The sequence below is a fragment of the Gordonibacter sp. An230 genome (assembly GCF_002159915.1).
Taxonomy (GTDB): Bacteria; Actinomycetota; Coriobacteriia; order Coriobacteriales; family Eggerthellaceae; genus Rubneribacter.
Window position 1 is genome coordinate 116,136 of the sequence record NZ_NFJP01000010.1, and the last position, 17,262, is coordinate 133,397.

Below are 17,262 nucleotides of genomic sequence, written 5' to 3' on the forward strand. Positions count from 1 at the left end.
AGGTATTTCGACGAAACGCGACACGAGGAGCGACACGTGACCGACAAACGACGCATCTCATTCTCTCCGCCCGACATCACGCAGGCCGAGATCGACGAGGTGGTGGACTCCCTGAAAAGCGGCTGGATCACCACCGGCCCGAAAACGAAGAGGTTCGAGCGGGAGCTGGAGGCGTTCACGACGTCGGATCGCGTTGCGACGTTCTCTTCGGCGACGGCCGCCCTCGAATGCGCCCTGCGAGCGCTCGGCATCGGCCACGGCGACGAGGTGATCACGAGCGCCTACACCTACACGGCCTCTTGCTCGGTCATCTGCCATGTGGGTGCCACGCCCGTGCTGTGCGACACCGCCCGCGGATCGTACGAGATGGACTATAACGCCCTGCCCTCCCTCGTCACCGAGCGGACGCGCGCCGTCATCCCGGTCGATGTCGCCGGCCGCATGGTCGACTACGACCGGCTCTACGCCGCCCTCGACCGCGCGCGCGGCCTGTGGAGGCCGGCGTCCGATCTGCAGAGCGCCTTCGACCGCGTGGTCGTACTGGCCGACGCGGCGCATTCGCTCGGCGCCGTGCGCTGCGGCATGCCGTCGGGAACGGCCGCCGACTTCACCGCGTTCTCGTTCCATGCCGTGAAGAACCTCACCACGGCCGAAGGCGGCGCCCTCGCGTGGCGCGCGGGCGCGTTCGATTCCGATGCGCTGTACGACCGGCTCATGCTCATGTCGCTGCACGGGCAGACCAAAGACGCGCTCTCGAAAACACGCGCCGGGGCATGGGAGTACGACATCGCCTTCCCCGGCTGGAAGTGCAACATGACCGACGTGCAAGCAGCGCTCGGCCTTGCGCAGCTGCGCCGCTACCCCGAGCTCCTCGCACGACGCCGCGCGCTCGTCGAACGCTACGAGCGCGCGCTTAAATCCCTCGGGATCGAGTTGGACATCCTTCGCCACTATGGAGAGGGTTTCGCTTCCAGTGGGCATCTCATGCTCGTGAGGCTGCTCGGCAAAAGCAGGGCGTTTCGCGACGGCCTCATCGAGCGCATGGCCGAGGACGGCATCGCGACGAACGTCCATTACAAGCCCCTGCCGCTGCTTTCGGCCTATCGCGACCTCGGATTTTGCATCGAGGATTTCCCGAACGCGCTGGCCCAGTTCGAAAACGAGATCACGCTGCCTTTGCACACGCTGCTTTCCGACGACGACGTCGACCGCGTCGCAGCGTCGCTCGGACGCGCGTACGCCGCGCTCGAGGCGAAGGGCGCGAGCTGATGTACGAGCGGTTTGGAAAGCGAGCCTGCGACCTCGCCGTCGGCATCGTGGCGCTGCCGATCGTGCTGCTGGTCATCGCCGTGCTGGCGCCGTTCATCCACTTCGAGGACAAGGGGCCCGTGTTCTACAACGCGCCGCGCGTGGGCAAGGACGGGCGCGACTTCAAGATGTACAAGCTGCGCTCCATGAAGGTGAACGCCCCCGATCTTGTGATGGAGGACGGCTCCACCTACAACGGGGCCGACGACCCGCGCATGACGCGCGTGGGGGCGTTCATGCGCAAGACGTCGCTCGACGAGATGCCCCAGTTCCTCAACGTGCTCAAAGGGGACATGAGCGTGGTGGGGCCGCGCCCCGACCTGCGCCGCGAGACGGAGCTCTACCAAGGCGACGAGGGCCTCAAGCTCGCGGTGAAGCCCGGCATCACCGGCTACGCCGCCGTGTACGGCCGCAACTCGCTGCCATGGCATGATCGGCTGGCGCTCGACGTGTTCTACGTGCGCAACATGTCGTTCGCGCTGGACGCCAAGGTGTTCTTCAAGACGTTCGCCACCGTGTTCAAGCAAGAAGGTGTGTTCGTGGAGGACGCCGAGAAGTGAGGGGCGAAAGGCGCCGTCGCGATGCGATCTACCCGACGGCCCCCTTCGCCCCTCCATCCTCCTCTCTTTTTCCCGCATTGCCGCGCTTGCCCAAAAGCTCGTCCCAGTCGCAGGCGGCCAGCACCGTGCCCGCCATGATGACCACGCAGCAGACGACGCTCACCGCATTCGGAACGGTGCCAAGCAAGATCAGCCCGAACACCACCGCCCACGCCGAGTAGGTGATGTTGAGCGCCATGCCGCGCGCGGCGCCGATGCGCTGGATGCCCTTGTAGTAGAACACGTACGATGACGCACCCGCCAAACCGGCCAAGGCAATCACGCCCGTCGCCAAACTCGGCGCCGCCTGCACGGTGAACCCCCATGCGCCGAACAGCGGCAGGACGCAGATGCCGTACACCAAAGCCGACGTGGTCTCGCGGATCTGGATGGCGGTTTCGTTGTCCACCGCGTCGTCGCGCATGCCGTACGCCACGATGACCGCCTCGGACCCCCAGCCCAGCACGCACAGAAGCGCCCCCGCAAGGCCCAGCGGCGCGTTCACGGCCTCGGAGGATCCCGAGGTGACGTACCCCATCACCATCACACCGGCGATGGCGGCGAACAGCGCTGCGAACTGGCGCGCGCGCATCCTCTCCTTCAGCACGAACACCGCCAAAAGCGCCCCCACCGCCGGATAGAACGCCGATATGATGGCGGTGTAGCCCGCGCCGATGTTGCTGATGGCGATGACGTAGCCCGTCATGCCCACCGGGCCGCCCAGAAGCGCTCCCAGCATGATGAACTTGCCGTGCCGCGTCTTGAGCGCCGCCACCGTGTCCTTCAACCGCCCGCGCACGCCCATGTAGCCGAACAGCCAGATGGCGCAGAACGCGTCGTGCAAAAAGCTGCCGGCGATGGAGGCGAACGCCAGCGCCTCGGCCGTGCCCACGTAAGGAGCCATCGCAAGACCGATCCCCAGAATGACCGTGTCCAAACCCCACAGCATGCCGCCCAGCAATCCGAACCTCATATCCTCCGCCTTTCTCGACCGCCCCTGCCGCAACGCAACGCGCTACGCGAGGCCGTACAGTTCCGACGCTTTTCCGACGTACTCTTTGGCGTAGCGGTAGTACACGTAGAACGGCTCGCCCACGAACTCCCCTTGCGCTTCCTTGAACAGCGACCACACGTACCAGCACCATCCCGCGAACGCCACCGACGCGAAGTTGTGGCGCCGCTCCTCGAACGTGGGCTTCCGGCCGAAGTACAGCTCCAAGGCGGCGTCGGCCAACGCCTCGTCCATCTCCGAGCACACCACGAACGTGCCGAAGTCCTGGGAGTAGTCGGCCATGCCCGCGTACTCCCAGTCGATGAGCGAGAACGTGCCGTCCGCATCGAACAGCATGTTCAGATGGAAGAAGTCGTTGTGGCACAGGCAGCGCGGAGCCCCGTCTTGCAAGAACGCATCGCGAAGCGCGTCGACGCGGCGGCGCATGTCGGCGAAGCCGGGGACGGCTTCGCACCGTTCGCTTCCCAGCAAACCGCAGTACCTCACGCCTTCCTCGTAGAAGTCGAAGCCGTGGTCGATGGCGCGTCCCGAATCGTGCAGCCGCCGCAGCGCCTCCATGGCGCACCGTATGTCGCCGAGATCATGCACGTCAAGCGTGCGGCACTGCTCTATGTAGCGAGATATCTTCCAGCCGCGAGCGGGATCTTCATGGACGAACGTATCGTCCAGGCCCAAGTCGCGGGCTATGCTGTTCGCACGCTCCTCGTATTCGCGATCGATAAGCTGCTCAGTGCCCACTCCGGGATGACGGTATACATAACGTTGGCCGCCCACGCGGAACCGGCACGAGAGGTTCGTGATACCCTGCTTGATGGGCACGAAGTCCGCGATGTCGGACCGCTCGCACTCCAGCACGCTCACGATGTTGTCAAGCGCCTCCGAATCGACGTTCACGATGAACTCGGGGTCGAATGCGCGCGCATCATCGAGCGAGTCGAACTCCCAGATAACCCCCTGATCGTATTCTCGCGCAACCATGCGCAGTTCCTTGATGTGGTCGACGAACAGCTCCTCCCACAGCTTGTCAGCCGTCTGCGGAAGGTCGTATTCGTCTTCCAATATCCGTGCGAAGCGATTCGAGAACGAACGGTCGAAGTACACATGGCCCAGCATGATGGGAGCGTCGCACCCGCCAACGCTCACTCGCACGATGCGACCTCCCGGCCCCGTGGCGAGGCACCATTCGTCGGTGGGACCCTCGTGGAACACGGAAGCGTAGTACGCTTCGTACACGTACGGCTCGAACACGTTCTCGGTGAAGTAGTCGTCCGACGAGCAGATGTAGGTGTTGCCCAGGCGCTCGCGAACACGCACGAGCGAACTGTGATTGTTGCGCGAAGCGTACTCGTCGTTCACGACGAGGGAAACGCCGAACTTCTCCTCCAGATAGAAGAAGTACTCCTTCTTGTACCCCACCACCACGACGATGTCGTCGATGCCCGCCTCTCGCAGCTGACGGATCTGCCGCTCTATCAGCACCTCGCCGCGCACCACCATAAGCCCCTTGGGCTTCTCATAAGAAATGGGAGCAAAGCGCGACGAAAGCCCGGCCGCAAGAATGACGGCGTTATCGACCTTGTAGGGTAAAAGAGCATCGTAGCCAGCCGGAGTAAGGGAAAAGCCCTCTGCGAGCTTTCGCTCAACAAGCCTCCGATACGCCGCGTTCGTCTTCCCCAACGACATCCCCGCAGCTTTTGCCAAAGCGCGCTGGGAACCCGCAACACCCTTCCTCAGGGCCGAAAGAATCTCGAATTCTCTTTTACCCAGCCCGTTCTTCGCTACCATTTTTCCATTCCTTGAAACAGAGGCCGCAGCAGTGTAAGACCCATCAGAAATACTCGCCCCTCCGCAAAGCAACTCCACTAGCATTTTTGTTCTTTGCACAATAACATAGGTGTTCATAAATTTTCAAAGATATTTATAAATGAACGCTTTAAAAACCGCTGATGCCCTTTGAAAATCGACGTTTCGCCATTTTTCGTGGTACCCTATAAGTCAATAAAGACAACCGTCATTTGCAAGTAAGAGGAACTTCGGGGACATCCATGACGAAACGCACTCGGGATGCTGCTACGCAATTTCGCAACAGCCCCGTCTTCACCGACTTGGTCGGCCGCACGCTCATCATCATACCGGCTTACAACGAGGAGGAATCCCTCGAAAGCACCATAGATGAACTGCTTTCAGTATTTCCAGCCTGCCATTACCTCATCGTCAACGACGGCTCCTCCGACAAAACGCGAAGCATTTGCCAGCAACGCGGCTTTTCCTATCTCGATCTGCCCGTCAACATCGGTTTGGCCGGAGCATTCCAAGCGGGCATCAAATTCGCATTCGCGCACAACTACAGATACGTCGTGCAGTTTGACGCCGACGGCCAGCACGATCCACGCTATCTATCTTCCCTGTTGTCCAAAGCGTGCGATCACGACATCGTGATCGGCTCTCGTTTCCTCACGCAGAAAAAACCGCTGTCGCTGCGCATGGTGGGAAGCACGTTCATCACCGCGGCGATACGGGCCACCACAGGCACGCATATAAAGGATCCCACATCGGGAATGCGACTATTCGGGCCGCTCGCCATTAAGACGTTTGCCGCCGATATGAACTGCGGGCCCGAACCCGACACGGTGTCATACCTCATCAAAAGAAAGAAGGCCTCCGTTATCGAAGTGCCCGTCGCCATGAGGGAGCGCACGGCGGGGTCGAGCTATCTCGATGCCAAAGCAGCTATCCGCTATATGCTCCGCATGGCTATCTCCATCGTATGCATCCAACCCTTCAAAAAGTAGGAGGCCCCCGATGACCTTACTGTTCCAAATCATCCTCATCACCGCCTCCATCATCCTCGCCGCGATCATCCTGCGAAAAGTCGCCAGCTCCCGCGCGAAAGTGGAGGATTCCATCTTCTGGCTCGGCCTTTGCCTCCTTATCGTTTTGCTCAGTATCTTCCCCGACATCGCCGGATTCTTCGCTTCCCTAATCGGCATCTACTCGCCGATCAACTTCATTTTCCTGTTCTTCATCTTCATCCTCATCGTCAAACAATTCTCCTCGAGCTTGCGCATCTCGAAACTGGAGATGCGCGTTCAGGAGCTTTCCCAAGCACTCGCCCTCTTGAAAAGCGACAGCACCGCATCGTCGGAAAAGGCCCCGGATGGAGGAAAGGAACGGGAAACCGTGTTTAAGCGCGACGCATAGTCGCGGCATTGAATACGGCGAACAGCACCACGAGCAGCGCCATAGCCCCGTCGTAGAGCAGCGCTGCGCCCATAATGCCCAATGTCGCAATCGAAAAACGAGAGAATGCAAGCACCAGAACGGAAACGACTACATAGCCGACAAGCATAAGCTTCTGCCGCCTCATGGTGACAAGCCCATAATACAGAATGACGCTCGCCGCGTTGAAGCCGCCGCCCACGAGCAAAACCAGCAATTCGGCCCGAAACGCCGATAAATCAACCCCGTAGAAAAACGAGAGGACGGGGATGCCCACGAGCCAGCCGACCAAAAGCGCAAACGCCGTGGTTCCCGCGACGACCAGCAATCCCTTCATCAAGATCGAGCGGAACTGGCCCCACCGCCGCCCCTCCCAACATCTCGCCATGGTGGTCAACAGGGGCTTGAATATGAACCCGCTCAGCAAATTGATGACCATGGCTGGCATGAACAGCGAGGCGTAATAGGTCTGATACTCCTTGGAGAGGAACTCCTCGATGCCGTAACGCGGCGCATTCACAAGGTACATGAGCAAAAACGCCGCCAAGAAAAGCGGGAAGCAGGTGACGAGCAGCTGCTTGAGCTGTCCGAAATCAAAACAGGGGCGCAGCTTTTCGAAACGGCGCGCCACCGGAACATTCAACACCGCAAGCACAACGAACGACACCGCGATGGAAAAGATGCAGGCTGCGGCGATATCCCGAGAAATAATGAGCGCTGCGGCAAAGGAGAGGACCGTCGCCAACACGCGGCCGAAAAAAGCCCTCCCCGCAAGATCAAGCCTCCCCTTTTGCTGGAGCATTCCATGATACACATCCTCAAACGCATCGAAGCAGCGCATAACCGCAACAAGCACGAGCAGCAGAAAATCAGGGCCGATCCCATTCGAATACGCGGCATAGGTCGCCGCGCCAACAAGCATGAGGACACAAGTGACGATACGGGAGGCATAGTACACGCCGAAGGGGAACTTGCCAGAGACATCGGTGGCCTGGTAGGGACGCATCTCGTACTGCCCCAGCACTTGGAACTGCTGGGCCACGGCAAACGCCAAAGCGAACACGCCGCCCTCGTAAGCCCCGAGGCATTGCGTCACCAGCATAAGCAAAATAACACTCGATGCAGCGTTCATCGTGCTGCCAAGGGTGTTCCACAAGTAGTCGTTCTTCACTTGGCGGGAAACGGCCATCGAACAGGTACCCCTACTGCTCCGGTTCGAACTCAAGCACGCATGGACGATGGTTCTTCCGCTGTTCGACTGGAGGTATTTCCAGATAATCGCCGTATTGGCGACTCAGCAAGACACCATCCTCGCATGCGGTCTGCACCAAAAAGCCCTCGAACATAATGCTTTTCGTGGGAGCGATCTCCGTCAGGGACATCGACCAATCACCTGGATTGCGATCGGTGAAATCGGCAACGCGCCCGCTTCCGCAGCCTTCATAACGCCGCGCCGCGCGCTCCCATTTTCCATAAATCCGCTGGGAAGACACGCCCAGCAGCTTCATAAGCGTATGAGCGATGCGACAAGCAGCTAATACCACCACGCGCTTCCATCCGGTTTCGGCAAGGTACGGCGTAGGTGTAGCCCTCAGGAAGGCAAGGCGGCCCCATAGCCAAGTGCTTCGGCATTGCCGCCTGAACAGCAACGGGTCATCCACCATGTCGTCAAGAGCATAGATGCCGATGCTGATCTTGTAGCGGCAGGGGCAGCCCGCAAACTCTTCGGGTACGCACACCGTATTTGCAAGGGCCAAATTCGCATTGCAAGCAGGAAAATGGGGGGTCGTACGCGGATCCACCACCTCGAAACGCTCCCCCACCTCGGCCGGAGCCTCCGCAAGGAAGCGCTCGTAATCGGCGCGAAGCAAAGCCACGTCGATATCGTCATCCCACGGGATAAATCCCCCATGCCGGACGGCACCAAGCGCAGTGCCCGCATATACGAAATATTGAATGCCCAGCTTGGCGCACACGCGGTCGAATTCTTTGAGTATCTCCGCAGAAGCTACCTGAAGCCGTCGAAGCTCGGCAGGATCATCGTATTCCTTATAAGCCATCCAGCCCTCCACCTTGCGCTCATACCAACAATACGATACCGTTACTTCGTTCCCGTCAGAAGCGGAGAAGAGAAAATACAGGAAGTTAGTATCATGTTCAAACCCACCGACCACGCATTCGTTATATGCGCCTACGGGGAAAGCCCGTTTTTGGAAGAGTGCATAACCTCGCTAAAAGCCCAAACGAGAAAAGCTACCGTCCTATTGGCGACCTCCACTCCGAACCCCCATATCAAAGCGCTCTGCGATCAATACGCCATCCCCTGCATCCCGGGAAAACCAGGCGGCGGCATTGCAGCCGATTGGAACCATGCCCTCTCCGTAGCTAAAACCCCCCTCATCACCATCGCCCACCAAGACGACACCTACGAACCCGCCTATCTCGAGGAAATGCTGGAGATGGCAAACAGCTCTCGAAATCCCTTGCTCTACTTCACGAATTACGGCGAATTGCGCAACGGCAAGCGGGTGGACGAGAATAGGCTTTTACGCATCAAGCGGGCGATGCTCTCACCCCTGAAAAAGCAGCGCAACCGTCCAAGCGTATTCACACGGCGGCGTATCCTCTCTCTGGGATCGCCCATTTGCTGCCCTTCGGTCACGCTTATCGCCTCGCGGATACATACGCCGTTATTCAAAAGCGAGTTCAAATCGAACCTCGATTGGCAAACCTGGGCAGAGCTCGCCCGCGAGGAAGGAGAATTCCTCTACAACCCGCATATCCTCATGCACCACCGTATCCACGAAGGCTCCGAAACCACCCGGATCATCGAGGACGAGGGCCGTGAAGGGGAGGATTTGAGAATGCTGCAGCAGTTTTGGCCCATCCCGTTAGCGAAACTCATCAACAAAGTTTATGCGAAGGGCCAAAAGAGCAATAGAGAATAGAAACGCCTTAATACGGGCCGAAGTCAAGCCGTTCGGGGAAATGGTTCTTCCGCTTCTCAGGGGGGGGTAACTGCATGTAATCGCCGTACAAACCCGTAAGATAATCGTGCCAGTTCGCTTGAACCCTGATCTGGCGGCCCTCGAACTCCATAGCCTCCAAAGGCATCAGATCGCCCCATGCCACAGTGGCCGAAAACCGATCGGCATCGCAGAGATAGGCGATATGGCCAGTGGGCTCATCCTCGTACCTCCCGCGCGCCTCCTCTTCCCTAGCATACGCGCCCTCGCTTGTGATCCCCATAAGACGAAATGCCTTTGAGGCAGCTTGGCAGCAGATGAGGCCCGCCTGGCGCGCCACACCATGAAACGGCAGCACGGGCCGAGGAATACTCAAAAGGAGGCGCACGTGCGACCACCACCACGCATCCCAAGCCTGCTTGCGATAGGCCTTCTCGTCATCAGAGACGGGGTCGTAGGAGTACAAATCTAAGAATATCCCCAAGTTGCAAGGAATGCCTTTAAGGGCCTCCTCGCAAAACTGCGTTCCTTTCAACATCATACGCGTGGTAGCTAGAGGATAGTCGATATTCTCCCCCGCATTGATGATGTCGTATTTATCGGCGTAATCGCACTTGACCACTTCAACCAACTTAGCGAGATCTTTGCGTGGCAAGGCTATATCAATATCATCATCCCACGGAATGAAGCCCTTGTGGCGCACGGCCCCTAGAAGCGAACCACCCACCACGAAATACATCAGGCCATGCCTTTCGCAAATGGCAAGAAAGTCATCGAGAATGATAAGCTCGCATTCTTGAACATGCCTCAGGGTATCATCATCGTATTCGCGCATTCACGTCTCTCCCCATTAAACACAGCAAGCTCCTTAGCACCTTGCGACCTGCCCCTTTAGGCCACTATGCGGTAAAGCCTCATATCACCCTCAGACAAAACCACCTCGAAGCCGGGCGTTTCATCGTCGATGCCCAGAAACCCCTCCCATATAAGACCATGATTATACGTGAAAAGAAACGGCTCGATGCCCTCTTCTTTTCCGTAATCGAGCAGAAGCACATATTCAACCCCCGCCTCATCCACCGCATTCCGTACCTCGACATCAAAGGAGATATCGCATAAGCGCTCACGGATCACCTTACTCTCGGGGCGCTCGTCATCCCCTTCGTAACCTCGCGCATAACGGTAGTACACATCCAAATCGTCCACCGAATAGGCGAACGCGCTGCCATCATGCGGTTGATTCAGCACCATCTCCCCCGTCGGAACGATCTGCTTCACTTGATCGACGAACGCACGTTCATCCTCGTTGTATGCAATAGGGGGAGCAGTGGAATTCGCTCGCTCCACCTGAGATCGAATATTTCCAAAAGGGGTTACCGCCATTCCGCCGTCGGCCAATAAAAAACTGGGGAGAAAATTTGCAAGGACGAATGCCCCTGCCACAAAAACCGCAGCGGCAGATGCCGCCATGCCATCGCTTGCGCCCCCCCGCCGACGTGCCAATCGATACGCTCCCTCGCAAAGCGCACTCAAGCCGAAACTGGCCAAAGGAATCGCGCAGAGAACGGCAGCGGCAGCGATACGGAATTTATCGGTATACCAGAACCCGGTGAGCCACAACTTCAACGGCAACTCGCTTGACGCATCAAGGCAGAACATAAAGCAAAGCAAGGCATACGAACATGTCAACCATCCGTATTCTCGATGAAACAGCGTGCGCACCGCCCCCAAAAGAACAAGCGCCATCAGCACGAACTGCGGCACGTTGGCACCAAACGACAAGGTGAGGGCATCGACGAATGCCTGCGGCTTCGAGGTGTAAGCCGGCCACCACTCCGCCAGCACGCTTTCGAAAAACGGTAAATGCAAACAGACGATCCACGCAAATGCTGAAAATGCAAAAAAACCCAGCGCCGCAGCTGCTTGAGCAAAAAGCTTGCCCCTCTTATCCGCCCAAGCGGATCCCGTCGCCTTGGCAGCGCGATACATGCAGAAGGGCACAAGGGCAACCGCCGCCACGAACACAGCATTAGGCTGCATGAGCACCAAAGACAGCACGCCTACCGCCGTAAGCGAAGCGGCACCAATACGAACAGAGCGGCTTTCCCCCGTTGATAAAATCGACATGAACAGAAAAATGACTATCGGCACAAGAGCATATGCAGCAAGATTGGGATAGAGGGGGCCGAAAAGCAATAATCGCCAAGGAAACGCCGAGAACGCAAGCGCGCATGGAATGCCGCAAAGAACAGCAGCAGGTCTTTGCGTAAACAGGCGGCACATCAAAGCGCACAGAGACACAGGGAATACTATTGCCACGAATAAGAAATTAGCCGCGTTCTCCCCCAATGCAGCAGAAGCCCCTACGGCATCGGCGGCAAGCGCAGCCACCATGAGCCATGACGAGGGATAGAAGCTTCCGCTATCCGATACGAACGGACTTGCGGCGGCATCGCCGTACAGAGTACCCGCGAACGGTGACCAGTCGCCCGATTCGAGGTAGTTTTTCACCACGCCGAGATGGTGGATGTTATCGAACTCCTGCACAAAGGAAGAAGGATCCTCCAAATTGGAAAGCAGCACATAGACCGTGACGAAGCATCCGAAAACCGCATAAGCCGTCATGCAAAAACCATCGAAGTGGCAACGGGACCGACCGGCGACCACCACGCTCCGCCGACCAAGACCGAAAGAACATCCGCAGTCGCGTTTATGCGAGACCGTATGCGAAACCAACAGCATAACGAGAGCCAGCACAATGCCCAACCCCGCGAGGGACAACCATGAGCAGCGAACGCCCATTTGCGCATATGCAAGCGTCAGGATGTTAAACCCCACCAAAGACACCAGCGGAGCACTTGCCAACGCAGCCAGATGCCCCACGCGAAAAGCACGCAAAAGCAAATACCCCGGCGCATATACCGCCAATGCCCCCGCTATCACCACAAGGAAAAACATCATCCACATATTCGAGAAGCTCCTCTGCCGCCGATCAGCGATTCAGCGTTTTGAGCAGGGGGTGACCGCTATCTTTTCGACTCAGAATGATTTTCTCGGCATCAAATTCCACGTCTCCTTGCAAAGCGGGCCACACGATGCCGATATCGGGATCATTCCACAAAAGCCCCCCCTCGTCGCAAGGGTGATACACATCATCGCATTTATAGCAGACTTCTGCGACATCGGAGAGAACCAGGATACCATGAGCAAATCCACGCGGGATGAAGAACTGCCGATGGTTCTCCGCTGAAAGCACCGCACCTTCCCATTTGCCGTAGGTCGGACTGCCCGGCCTCAGATCGACAGCAACGTCAAACACCTCCCCCAGCGCCACGCGGACAAGCTTCGCCTGCGGATGCTCTATTTGAAAATGCAATCCACGTAGCACGCCCTTCACGCTGAAAGACTGATTATCCTGCACGAAATCGCAAGCAATCCCACCGGCGACGAAATCGGATTTCTTGTATGTCTCCATAAAATAGCCGCGCTCGTCATCATATGGTTTCGCATCGACAACCACAACGCCATCGATAGAGGTTTCCGTAAATATGAAGTTACCGAACGCTTTGGTCGAATCCATGCATCTCCTCCATTCGAGCGAGGCTCCTGAAAACCTGAACTTGCTCTATTTTACCGTCCTGCCTTCGCGGCGAACTGCTGTAGACAATAATCGATGGGCGAGCAACGACACCCCTATTGCCCCTGCCTCGCGTATTTCGCCTCGACGGCCTCCTTCGCCGCCATCCACCAAGCCCCGTTTTCGCGATACCAGGCGATGGTGGACGCAAGACCCTCCGCGAAATCGGTGTGGCACGGGCGCCACCCCAGCTCTCGCCGGAGCTTCGTCGAATCGATGGCGTAGCGGCGGTCGTGCCCCGGCCTGTCGCGCACCCAATCGAAATCGTCGGGGGCCTTCCCCATGCCCTCCAAGATCGCACGGAGCACCTCTCCGTTGCTTCGCTCCCCATCGGCCCCGATGAGATAGGTTTCCCCCAAACGCCCGCGGGAGAGGATGGCCCACACCGCCGAAGAATGATCCTCGGCGTGGATCCAATCGCGCACGTTCAACCCGTCCCCGTAGAGCTTCGGACGGATGCCGCAAAGGATGTTCGTTATCTGGCGCGGGATGAACTTCTCGATATGCTGCCGGGGGCCGTAGTTGTTCGAGCAGTTCGATATGGTGGCGCGCACGCCGTAGGTGCGGTGCCACGCGCGCACGAGCATGTCGGATGCCGCCTTGGTGGAACTGTAGGGGCTCGAGGGCCGATAGGGCGTCTCCTCGGTGAAGCGCGCCGGATCGTCGAGGGCCAAATCGCCGTACACCTCGTCGGTCGAAATGTGGTGGAAACGGACATCATGCTTTCGAGCGGCCTCCAAAAGCCGGTACGTCCCCTCGACGTTGGTGCGGATGAAAGGTTCCGGATCGGCGATGGAGTTGTCATTGTGGGACTCAGCGGCGAAATGCACCACGGCATCCGCTTGGGAGAACAGCTCTTCAAGAAGATCCGCGTCGCAAATGTCCCCCTGCACGAACGCCATTCGGTCCCTTGGAATGCCCGAAAGGTTCTCGCGATTGCCCGCATAGGTGAGCTTGTCAAGCACCGTCACACGCACATCGGGCTGATGCTCGATCACCCAATGCACGAAATTGCTGCCGATGAATCCGGCACCTCCAGTCACGATGATGCGCCTCGGCGCCTTTCCCTGAATTCCCTGCATAAACCTTTAGCCTCCTTGTTCGGAAAGCCTACTCAAATACATTGCGAGCGCCTCTTGCCAAGGACGCATCTCGTCGCCGATGGTAAGCGTCAGATGGCGATTCTCCAGGCTGGAATAGGCGGGGCGATTGGCCGAACGGGGGAAACGAGCTTTGTACTCTTGGGAAGTGAGAGGCGTTTTCTCGCAAGCAATGCCAACTCCCTCCACCGCCGCAACGGCAAAATCGAACCAACTGCACGTTCCCTTGTTTGTGCAGTGGTAGATTCCGTAATCATCGGTAGCGGCGATTTTCAGTATCTCGTAGGCCAAATCGTTTGCCGATGTGGGATTGCCGTACTGATCGGCCACGACAGAGATAGCGCCATCCCGCTGTGCAAGGTGCAACATTGTTTTGACGAAGTTCCTGCCCGCATAACCGTACAGCCATGCAGTGCGCACCACGAAGGTGCGCGGGCACGCCGCTTGCGCCAGCACCTCGCCCGCCCACTTCGTCCGTCCGTAGGCGCTGATGGGCCGCACGACATCGCTTTCAATACGCGACCTGGAATCGTCCCCGGCGAACACGTAGTCGGTCGACACATGCACGAGCTTCGCCCCGCATGCGGCACATGCCCGTGCGAGGTGCTCTGCGCCATGGGCGTTCACGCGATACGCCGCGGCCTCGTCCGCCTCGCAGCCGTCCACGTTCGTCATCGCTGCGGCGTTGATGACAAGATCGTAAGAGCAGTGCGCCGCGAACCACGCCTCGACAACATCCTCATCGGAAATATCCAACACGTCGCAATCGGCATAATCGACCACCGCATCGGCGTAGACGAGAGGAATAGGACCTATTTCGGCCTCTCCCGAATCGAAGCAACGCCTCAACTCGTTTCCCAGCTGGCCTTTGCTTCCTGCGACCAAAACCCTCACGCGTTACTCCCGTTCCTTGTGGGAACGATTTTACCCTCGGCCACCTTGCGCAGATGCTGCCCGTACGCCGATTTCCCATAGCGCATCGCCGCATCGAGCAAGCACTCGCGGTCGATCCATCCGTTGTTGTAAGCGATCTCTTCGATCACGGAAACGGAGAGCCCCTGGCTGCGCTCGACGGCACGCACGAACTCCGACGCCTCGAACAGCGATTCCATAGTGCCCGTATCGAGCCAAGCGAACCCGCGACCCAACGTGACCACATTCAGCGCGCCCGCATCCAAATACAGGCGGTTGAGATCGGTGATCTCCAACTCACCACGCGCAGAAGGCTCCACCCGTTTCGCCAAGTCGCATACACGAGAATCGTAGAAGTATAGCCCCGTCACCGCATAATTGCTCTTCGGATGCTTGGGTTTTTCCTCGATGGAAACGGCATTGAAGTCCGCATCGAACTCCACCACGCCGAAACGCTCCGGATCGTCCACATGGTAGCCGAACACCGTCGCACCGCCCGCGCTCTCGGCATCGGCCACTGCACGTCTCAAATGTCCTTCAAGCCCATTGCCATAGAAGATGTTGTCGCCCAAAACGAGCGCGCACGGATCGCCGGCAATGAACTCCTCGCCGATGAGAAACGCTTGGGCCAAGCCGTCGGGAGAGGGTTGCTCGGCATAGGACAGCCTGATGCCGTAGTCGGAACCGTCTTTCAAAAGCCGTTGAAAATTGGGGAGATCCTGCGGCGTGGAAATGACCAGAATATCTTGAATGCCCGCCATCATCAACACCGACAGAGGATAATAGATCATCGGCTTGTCGTAAACTGGCAGCAATTGCTTGCTCGTCACCGTAGTGAGCGGATACAGCCGCGTGCCCGACCCGCCCGCAAGTATGATACCCTTCATTTTCCGCCTCACCCTCTTCCCCTTCGCACTCAAAGCCTCCGATCAATCCCAACTCGAATCTACCGCTGCATCATATCAGAATGAGCGTCATTGAGACAGCGCACCGCATCTCTCACCATACCGAATTTAGCAGGAGCCGTCGACAGCACCACCATAAGGTAATCGACGGAATCGGAGTACACGATACCGGCATCGTTAGTGGCGCTCAGCGGACCATCGAAGATCCACCCCGGCTTCGAGCGGACGCTGTAGCGATCTCCCAAAGCGCCATATATCCCAGAGTTTGCCGAATGAGAGAAAAGCGATGAGAGCGAATTCCCCATTTCTCCTTTCGAAAAATCAGAGTACATCTGCAACCACATCTTCCCCAATGCCCGCGGAGAAAAATACGGATACCACGCCTGAGAGTCCACGGAAGAAGCCCCGCAGCGCGCAGCCATTCAGAAAACCCAGAAGAGCCGAACGCACGACGCAGCGCGCCATAGTCGGAGTTGGAGGAGTAAACAGCAGTGTTGTAACATGTGGAATACCATGGATCGATAGCCCCATATCGCCCCCTAGGGAATAGCTGTACACCGAAGCCATGTAGGGAGCCTTCACCGTGCTTGCGCTGTAGAACATATCATCCACGTTGCGGCATACCCCTTTCCCCGTGCGAATATCCATTACGAGATACCCCAACGAGTACCCATAGCGAGAAAACTCATTCGATACTCCTTCGAGCCGCGACAAAACCTCCGCGCTTAAAGAGGCTCCATTGAAAAGCTGCACTCCCGGAGAACTCGGCGCCGCGCTTAAAAGCCACCGATAATACTGGGCATTGTCCCCCGGCCCGATATCTCATCGAACCAATAGGAATCCCCGTCGATCACCTTCCATCCGCGGCTCATCCGCCCATCGAGGCGATCGTAATAATAGTAGGTTCCATCTATATCCAGCCATCCGAACCTCATCTTCCCATCCATGAGGTCGTACCAATACCAAGCGCCGTCGATGTACGCCGAATCCATAAACAGATGGCCGTCCACAAGATCGTAAAAATACCAAGCCCCATCGATACATTGCCTACCGTGCAGCATGCGGCCGTCGGCGCCGTAGCGGTACCAGGCCCCGTCGATGTAGGCCGGGCCGGTCCACATGTAGCCTTCGGCCAGGTCGAACCAGTACCACGAGCCGTCCACGCAGCGGTTGCGGAAGGTCAGGGTGCCGTCGAGCGGGTCGTAGTAGTAGGACCGGCCGCCGTCGGCGTGCCAGCCGGTGACCATCCTGCCGTCGGCGCCGTAGCGGTACCACGAGCCGTCGATGCAGACGACGCCCGTCGCCATGGCGCCGCCCCGCGCGGGGTCGAGCCAGTACCAAGAGCCCCGAGGAACAGCGGCCCCTCGAGGGGCTCGCCGCTCTCGTAGTAGTACCGCACCCGTCGACCTCCACCCAGCCGTCCCTAGGGGGCGAGGGCGGATCCGCCGGAGGGGCCGCCCCCCTCCTCGTCAGCGGTCGGGGCGTCCGGAGGATCGGACGGGGATCCCGCCGCCTCCCCATCCCCGCCGACGGGCGTTTTCCCTTCAAAGGCGTTCGCTGAAGGCACGGAAGATGCATTTCCATCCCCTTCGGACTCGTCGGCT

18 protein-coding genes are annotated in these 17,262 nt (G+C 58.4%); 5 read left to right on the forward strand and 13 right to left on the reverse strand.

Annotated features, from left to right (window positions below):
- Positions 1-36 precede the first annotated feature (36 nt).
- Both B5F40_RS07220 and B5F40_RS07225 read left to right on the forward strand, forming a co-directional pair.
- A complete protein-coding gene (locus tag B5F40_RS07220) occupies positions 37-1,269 on the forward strand; it encodes a DegT/DnrJ/EryC1/StrS family aminotransferase (protein ID WP_087193668.1) in 1,233 nt (410 codons plus the stop codon).
- Complete coding sequence (locus B5F40_RS07225) at positions 1,269-1,868, forward strand: sugar transferase (RefSeq protein WP_087193669.1); 600 nt, start codon at positions 1,269-1,271, stop codon at positions 1,866-1,868. The genes B5F40_RS07220 and B5F40_RS07225 overlap by 1 nt, the downstream gene beginning before the upstream one ends.
- 28 nt (positions 1,869-1,896) lie before the next feature.
- On the opposite strand, the gene B5F40_RS07230 is transcribed toward B5F40_RS07225, so the two are convergent.
- Entirely contained in the window at positions 1,897-2,880 is a 984-nt protein-coding gene (locus B5F40_RS07230; RefSeq protein ID WP_087193670.1) for a DMT family transporter, read from the reverse strand.
- Positions 2,881-2,922: 42 nt separating this feature from the next.
- Positions 2,923-4,704 carry a phosphotransferase gene (locus B5F40_RS07235; protein ID WP_087193671.1) on the reverse strand — a complete coding sequence of 594 codons (1,782 nt, stop codon included), beginning with the start codon at positions 4,702-4,704 and terminating at the stop codon, positions 2,923-2,925.
- A gap of 260 nt (positions 4,705-4,964) precedes the next feature.
- Here B5F40_RS07235 and B5F40_RS07240 point away from each other — a divergent pair, with 260 nt between their 5' ends.
- A complete protein-coding gene (locus B5F40_RS07240; protein ID WP_087193672.1) occupies positions 4,965-5,711 on the forward strand; it encodes a glycosyltransferase family 2 protein in 747 nt (248 codons plus the stop codon).
- A gap of 10 nt (positions 5,712-5,721) precedes the next feature.
- Positions 5,722-6,120 (forward strand): DUF2304 domain-containing protein, encoded by a 399-nt coding sequence (locus tag B5F40_RS07245; RefSeq protein ID WP_162610924.1) that lies wholly within the window; start codon positions 5,722-5,724, stop codon positions 6,118-6,120.
- On the opposite strand, the gene B5F40_RS07250 is transcribed toward B5F40_RS07245, so the two are convergent.
- A complete protein-coding gene (locus B5F40_RS07250; RefSeq protein WP_087193674.1) occupies positions 6,104-7,327 on the reverse strand; it encodes a lipopolysaccharide biosynthesis protein in 1,224 nt (407 codons plus the stop codon). The two genes, B5F40_RS07245 and B5F40_RS07250, sit on opposite strands and share 17 nt — an antisense overlap.
- 13 nt (positions 7,328-7,340) lie before the next feature.
- The gene (locus B5F40_RS07255; protein ID WP_275531813.1) at positions 7,341-8,312 is read right to left on the reverse strand and encodes a LicD family protein; all 972 of its coding nucleotides are present in this window, start codon (positions 8,310-8,312) and stop codon (positions 7,341-7,343) included.
- Here B5F40_RS07255 and B5F40_RS07260 point away from each other — a divergent pair.
- A complete protein-coding gene (locus B5F40_RS07260; protein WP_087193676.1) occupies positions 8,292-9,086 on the forward strand; it encodes a glycosyltransferase family 2 protein in 795 nt (264 codons plus the stop codon). The two genes, B5F40_RS07255 and B5F40_RS07260, sit on opposite strands and share 21 nt — an antisense overlap.
- A gap of 7 nt (positions 9,087-9,093) precedes the next feature.
- Here the strand turns inward: B5F40_RS07260 and B5F40_RS07265 are convergent, their stop codons facing one another.
- The 9 genes from B5F40_RS07265 to B5F40_RS07300 form a co-directional block, all read right to left on the reverse strand.
- Positions 9,094-9,939: a LicD family protein gene (locus B5F40_RS07265; protein WP_087193677.1), complete on the reverse strand. Its 846-nt coding sequence runs from the start codon at positions 9,937-9,939 to the stop codon at positions 9,094-9,096.
- 56 nt (positions 9,940-9,995) lie between these two features.
- On the reverse strand, positions 9,996-12,071 hold the full coding sequence (locus B5F40_RS07270) for a DUF6541 family protein (RefSeq protein ID WP_087193678.1): 2,076 nt from the start codon (positions 12,069-12,071) through the stop codon (positions 9,996-9,998).
- A 25-nt stretch (positions 12,072-12,096) separates the two neighbouring features.
- Entirely contained in the window at positions 12,097-12,684 is a 588-nt protein-coding gene (rfbC, locus tag B5F40_RS07275) for a dTDP-4-dehydrorhamnose 3,5-epimerase (protein WP_087193679.1), read from the reverse strand.
- 113 nt (positions 12,685-12,797) lie between these two features.
- Complete coding sequence (rfbB, locus tag B5F40_RS07280) at positions 12,798-13,823, reverse strand: dTDP-glucose 4,6-dehydratase (protein WP_087193680.1); 1,026 nt, start codon at positions 13,821-13,823, stop codon at positions 12,798-12,800.
- Between the two features lie 6 nt (positions 13,824-13,829).
- The gene (gene rfbD, locus B5F40_RS07285) at positions 13,830-14,735 is read right to left on the reverse strand and encodes a dTDP-4-dehydrorhamnose reductase (RefSeq protein ID WP_087193681.1); all 906 of its coding nucleotides are present in this window, start codon (positions 14,733-14,735) and stop codon (positions 13,830-13,832) included.
- Positions 14,732-15,640 carry a glucose-1-phosphate thymidylyltransferase RfbA gene (gene rfbA / locus B5F40_RS07290; protein WP_087193682.1) on the reverse strand — a complete coding sequence of 303 codons (909 nt, stop codon included), beginning with the start codon at positions 15,638-15,640 and terminating at the stop codon, positions 14,732-14,734. The genes rfbD and rfbA overlap by 4 nt, the downstream gene beginning before the upstream one ends.
- A gap of 59 nt (positions 15,641-15,699) precedes the next feature.
- Positions 15,700-16,080: a serine hydrolase gene (locus B5F40_RS07295; protein WP_342395015.1), complete on the reverse strand. Its 381-nt coding sequence runs from the start codon at positions 16,078-16,080 to the stop codon at positions 15,700-15,702.
- The gene (locus tag B5F40_RS15915; protein WP_140396450.1) at positions 15,980-16,270 is read right to left on the reverse strand and encodes a hypothetical protein; all 291 of its coding nucleotides are present in this window, start codon (positions 16,268-16,270) and stop codon (positions 15,980-15,982) included. The genes B5F40_RS07295 and B5F40_RS15915 overlap by 101 nt, the downstream gene beginning before the upstream one ends.
- Before the next feature lie 164 nt (positions 16,271-16,434).
- Positions 16,435-16,965 carry a hypothetical protein gene (locus B5F40_RS07300; RefSeq protein WP_087193684.1) on the reverse strand — a complete coding sequence of 177 codons (531 nt, stop codon included), beginning with the start codon at positions 16,963-16,965 and terminating at the stop codon, positions 16,435-16,437.
- Positions 16,966-17,262 lie beyond the last annotated feature (297 nt).

What these genes read in the sequence shown, in the direction of transcription:
- rfbB (WP_087193680.1), bottom strand. Translation starts at nt 13,823, where the DNA reads ATGCAGGGAATTCAGGGAAAGGCGCCGAGGCGCATCATCGTGACTGGA.
- rfbA (WP_087193682.1), bottom strand. Translation starts at nt 15,640, where the DNA reads ATGAAGGGTATCATACTTGCGGGCGGGTCGGGCACGCGGCTGTATCCG.
- rfbC (WP_087193679.1), bottom strand. Translation starts at nt 12,684, where the DNA reads ATGGATTCGACCAAAGCGTTCGGTAACTTCATATTTACGGAAACCTCT.
- B5F40_RS07250 (WP_087193674.1), bottom strand. Translation starts at nt 7,327, where the DNA reads ATGGCCGTTTCCCGCCAAGTGAAGAACGACTACTTGTGGAACACCCTT.
- B5F40_RS07235 (WP_087193671.1), bottom strand. Translation starts at nt 4,704, where the DNA reads ATGGTAGCGAAGAACGGGCTGGGTAAAAGAGAATTCGAGATTCTTTCG.
- B5F40_RS07265 (WP_087193677.1), bottom strand. Translation starts at nt 9,939, where the DNA reads ATGCGCGAATACGATGATGATACCCTGAGGCATGTTCAAGAATGCGAG.
- B5F40_RS07260 (WP_087193676.1), top strand. Translation starts at nt 8,292, where the DNA reads ATGTTCAAACCCACCGACCACGCATTCGTTATATGCGCCTACGGGGAA.
- B5F40_RS07225 (WP_087193669.1), top strand. Translation starts at nt 1,269, where the DNA reads ATGTACGAGCGGTTTGGAAAGCGAGCCTGCGACCTCGCCGTCGGCATC.
- B5F40_RS07240 (WP_087193672.1), top strand. Translation starts at nt 4,965, where the DNA reads ATGACGAAACGCACTCGGGATGCTGCTACGCAATTTCGCAACAGCCCC.
- B5F40_RS07230 (WP_087193670.1), bottom strand. Translation starts at nt 2,880, where the DNA reads ATGAGGTTCGGATTGCTGGGCGGCATGCTGTGGGGTTTGGACACGGTC.
- B5F40_RS07300 (WP_087193684.1), bottom strand. Translation starts at nt 16,965, where the DNA reads ATGGCGACGGGCGTCGTCTGCATCGACGGCTCGTGGTACCGCTACGGC.
- B5F40_RS07245 (WP_162610924.1), top strand. Translation starts at nt 5,722, where the DNA reads ATGACCTTACTGTTCCAAATCATCCTCATCACCGCCTCCATCATCCTC.
- B5F40_RS07295 (WP_342395015.1), bottom strand. Translation starts at nt 16,080, where the DNA reads ATGGCTGCGCGCTGCGGGGCTTCTTCCGTGGACTCTCAGGCGTGGTAT.
- B5F40_RS07270 (WP_087193678.1), bottom strand. Translation starts at nt 12,071, where the DNA reads ATGTGGATGATGTTTTTCCTTGTGGTGATAGCGGGGGCATTGGCGGTA.